This is a genomic window from Shigella sp. SIG6 (genome assembly GCF_053555815.1).
The window spans coordinates 1-3,827 of the sequence record NZ_JBQZXC010000206.1 but is presented as its reverse complement, the minus strand read 5'-3'; the positions used below and the strand labels follow the sequence as shown (position 1 = coordinate 3,827).

General features: G+C 47.4%; 5 protein-coding genes and 1 pseudogene. 3 read left to right on the top strand and 3 right to left on the bottom strand.

The features are described 5' to 3' along the window. On the bottom strand, positions 1-176 hold a 176-nt coding region (locus ACUU1M_RS19265), incomplete at its 3' end, for a DUF1161 domain-containing protein (RefSeq protein WP_449144748.1). A gap of 107 nt (positions 177-283) precedes the next feature. On the opposite strand from ACUU1M_RS19265, the gene ACUU1M_RS19260 reads away from it, so the two are divergent. Next, positions 284-994 carry a YnfC family lipoprotein gene (locus tag ACUU1M_RS19260; RefSeq protein ID WP_152029055.1) on the top strand — a complete coding sequence of 237 codons (711 nt, stop codon included), beginning with the start codon at positions 284-286 and terminating at the stop codon, positions 992-994. 2 nt (positions 995-996) lie between these two features. On the opposite strand, the pseudogene speG reads toward ACUU1M_RS19260, so the two are convergent. Both speG and ACUU1M_RS19250 read right to left on the bottom strand, forming a co-directional pair. After that, positions 997-1,557, bottom strand: a pseudogene (speG, locus tag ACUU1M_RS19255) (spermidine N1-acetyltransferase). Positions 1,558-1,591: 34 nt separating this feature from the next. After that, positions 1,592-1,933: a DUF1283 family protein gene (locus ACUU1M_RS19250; RefSeq protein WP_000705197.1), complete on the bottom strand. Its 342-nt coding sequence runs from the start codon at positions 1,931-1,933 to the stop codon at positions 1,592-1,594. 134 nt (positions 1,934-2,067) lie between these two features. Between ACUU1M_RS19250 and ACUU1M_RS19245 the strand changes: the two genes are divergently transcribed. Both ACUU1M_RS19245 and rspA read left to right on the top strand, forming a co-directional pair. Further along, complete coding sequence (locus ACUU1M_RS19245; RefSeq protein ID WP_001295395.1) at positions 2,068-2,394, top strand: YnfA family protein; 327 nt, start codon at positions 2,068-2,070, stop codon at positions 2,392-2,394. 205 nt (positions 2,395-2,599) lie between these two features. Next, entirely contained in the window at positions 2,600-3,814 is a 1,215-nt protein-coding gene (gene rspA / locus ACUU1M_RS19240) for a starvation-sensing protein RspA (RefSeq protein WP_152029054.1), read from the top strand. Positions 3,815-3,827 lie beyond the last annotated feature (13 nt).

Below are 3,827 nucleotides of genomic sequence, written 5' to 3'. Positions count from 1 at the left end.
TGATCAACCTGGTCATTGGGTACAATACTTAACGTGAAGCTGCTTTCGGGTACGCCATTATTGATAATGCGCTGTGATATATCGCTCTGTATGCGCTCACAGGATCCCGGCGCGGCGAGTACCGCGGGTGAGGCGAGGGCGAGCAGAAGCGCGGCACAGCAGGTTGAGAGTTTCATCATAAGCTCCTTACGCGAAGATAACTTCTTTAAGCATAGCATTTAACGTGTAAAGTACTGTATTTGCTACTATGATTGAGAATCATCTCTACTCTCTGGTGACTGTTATGAAATACAAATTACTACCATGCTTACTCGCGATATTCCTCACAGGATGTGACCGCACAGAGGTAACACTTTCATTTACCCCTGAGATGGCCAGTTTCTCTAATGAATTCGATTTTGATCCGCTGCGTGGTCCGGTAAAAGATTTCACTCAGACATTAATGGATGAGCAAGGTGAAGTGACGAAACGTGTTTCTGGGACTTTGTCGGAAGAAGGCTGTTTTGATTCACTCGAATTACTGGATCTGGAAAATAATACCGTGGTCGCTCTGGTACTGGACGCCAATTATTACCGTGATGCCGAGACGCTGGAGAAGAGAGTACGTTTACAGGGAAAATGCCAGCTAGCAGAATTACCTTCTGCCGGGGTGAGTTGGGAAACCGATGATAATGGCTTCGTGATTAAAGCCAGCAGCAAACAAATGCAGATGGAATATCGCTATGATGATCAGGGGTATCCGCTGGGTAAAACCACGAAAAGTAACGACAAAACATTATCTGTCAGCGCCACGCCATCAACGGATCCGTTCAAAAAATTAGATTACACAGCGGTTACTTTACTAAATAATCAACGAGTTGGTAATGTAAAACAGAGCTGTGAATATGACAGTCACGCCAATCCGGTGGACTGTCAGCTGATCATTGTTGATGAAGGAGTAAAACCCGCCGTCGAACGGATTTACACCATCAAAAATACGATCGATTATTATTAATGCTATTGTGCGGTCGGCTTCAGGAGAGTCTGACCCGGTGTTTTGTGCTCTGCCAGATACTGATGCTGGAATATACACATGCGAATGGCATTACGATATTGACCATTAATAAAAAACTCATGCATCAATTCACCTTCAACCGTAAAGCCAAGCTTGCGGTAAATGTGAATCGCTTTTTCATTCTCTTTATCGACGATCAGATACAGCTTATAGAGATTGAGAACGGTGAAGCCATAGTCCATTGCTAATTTGGCGGCACGGGTTGCCAGACCTTTCCCCTGATACTCCGGGGAGATAATTATCTGAAATTCTGCCCGGCGATGAACATGGTTAATTTCCACCAGCTCCACCAGACCGGCTTTTTCGCCGTCACATTCCACCACAAAGCGCCGTTCGCTCTGATCGTGAATATGCGCTTATCATACAGATCAGAGAGTTCAACAAAGGCTTCGTAGGGTTCCTCAAACCAGTAACGCATCACACTGGCGTTATTGTCGAGTTGATGTACATAGCGTAAATCTTCACGCTCCAGCGGGCGTAGCTTAACTGTGGGCGCTTGGCATAACGTGTCCTTACATTCCTTAAATCAATAACAGGTTAGGGGGTAATAACGCGGCCAGTTCGACGGTCCAGGCAGCGCAAAGTATTGGGCTCCCAGTAGGCATTGATGTTGGCGCTTTGCTCACATTTATCGCGGTTATCAAAAGCGGCGTCGGCTTTATCCCACTCTTTTTCAGTGCGTTTATTCACTTTCTGGCGCAGATTGCGCGTGTCATTCCATTGCTCTTTTTCCATAGCGGCGTGCTGGCGGCTTTGTGCACTGTCGCCAGACTCAATCACCAGTTTGTTAGTTTCGGCATGAACAGTTGTGCTCAATGCCAGTGCGCAAGGCAGCAGAAAAGCGAGCAGGCCGATTCGTTTGCTGAGAGTGATTTTCATAATTCATTCCCTGTATGAATGATTAAAGGTGATTCTACACCATCCACTGCGAACGCAAAACGTACCAGGAGGATGTTTATATTGATGATATTATGTCGCCCTATAACTATACATGATGTCAATAAGTGACAAAGATGATTAAAACAACGTTACTATTTTTTGCTACTGCGCTGTGTGAAATTATTGGATGCTTTCTGCCCTGGTTGTGGTTAAAACGAAACGCCAGTATCTGGCTGTTGCTTCCGGCGGGGATTTCACTGGCGCTGTTTGTCTGGTTGTTAACGTTGCATCCTGCGGCGAGTGGGCGTGTTTACGCGGCTTATGGTGGCGTTTATGTCTGCACGGCATTGATGTGGCTGCGCGTTGTGGATGGCGTGAAACTAAGTCTTTATGACTGGACGGGTGCGTTGATTGCGCTTTGCGGAATGTTGATCATTGTTGCGGGCTGGGGGCGCACGTAGGAACATAAATCCATTTTATCAATAAGATACGAGGAAGTGTCAGCTGACAAAAGGTATTCTATTTCATCTTTTGTCAACCATTCACAGCGCAAATATACGCCTTTTTTTGTGATCACTCCGGCTTTTTTCGATCTTCATACTTGTATGGCAGTAGCTCGGTTGCGTAGATTTCATGCATCACGACAAGCGATGCAAGGAATCGAACATGAAGATCGTAAAGGCTGAAGTTTTTGTTACCTGTCCGGGGCGTAATTTCGTCACATTAAAAATCACCACTGAGGACGGTATTACGGGCCTTGGGGATGCCACCCTCAATGGACGTGAGCTTTCCGTGGCCTCTTATTTGCAGGATCATCTTTGTCCGCGGCTTATTGGTCGCGATGCGCACCGTATCGAAGATATCTGGCAGTTTTTCTATAAAGGTGCTTACTGGCGTCGCGGTCCGGTTACGATGTCGGCCATTTCAGCGGTTGATATGGCGCTGTGGGATATTAAAGCCAAAGCTGCCAACATGCCGCTTTACCAGTTACTCGGCGGCGCGTCTCGTGAAGGGGTGATGGTTTATTGCCATACCACCGGTCACAGTATTGATGAAGCTCTGGATGATTATGCCCGTCATCAGGAGCTGGGATTCAAAGCCATCCGCGTGCAGTGCGGAATCCCTGGTATGAAAACCACCTACGGCATGTCGAAAGGTAAAGGTCTGGCTTATGAACCCGCAACCAAAGGACAGTGGCCGGAAGAGCAGCTGTGGTCGACGGAGAAATACCTCGATTTCATGCCGAAATTGTTTGACGCGGTACGTAACAAGTTTGGTTTTAATGAACATTTGCTGCATGACATGCACCATCGCTTAACGCCTATTGAAGCGGCGCGCTTTGGTAAAAGCATTGAAGATTATCGCATGTTCTGGATGGAAGACCTGACGCCAGCGGAAAACCAGGAATGCTTCCGTCTCATTCGCCAACATACCGTCACACCCATCGCAGTGGGTGAAGTCTTCAACAGCATCTGGGACTGCAAACAACTGATTGAAGAGCAACTCATCGATTATATCCGCACCACGCTGACCCATGCAGGCGGAATTACCAGTATGCGCCGGATTGCCGATTTTGCTTCGCTGTATCAGGTACGTACTGGCTCACACGGTCCTTCCGATTTGTCACCAGTCTGCATGGCTGCGGCGCTGCACTTTGATCTGTGGGTCCCCAATTTCGGTGTCCAGGAATACATGGGTTATTCCGAACAAATGCTCGAAGTCTTCCCGCACAACTGGACTTTCGATAACGGCTATATGCATCCGGGAGACAAACCGGGTCTTGGTATCGAATTCGATGAAAAGCTGGCGGCGAAATATCCCTATGAACCTGCTTATCTACCAGTCGCACGTCTGGAAGATGGCACGCTGTGGAACAGGTAAGGAGTAAGATAAT

Coding starts and splice junctions, on each gene's coding strand:
- ACUU1M_RS19260 (WP_152029055.1), top strand. CDS start 284: ATGAAATACAAATTACTACCATGCTTACTCGCGATATTCCTCACAGGA.
- ACUU1M_RS19250 (WP_000705197.1), bottom strand. CDS start 1,933: ATGAAAATCACTCTCAGCAAACGAATCGGCCTGCTCGCTTTTCTGCTG.
- ACUU1M_RS19245 (WP_001295395.1), top strand. CDS start 2,068: ATGATTAAAACAACGTTACTATTTTTTGCTACTGCGCTGTGTGAAATT.
- rspA (WP_152029054.1), top strand. CDS start 2,600: ATGAAGATCGTAAAGGCTGAAGTTTTTGTTACCTGTCCGGGGCGTAAT.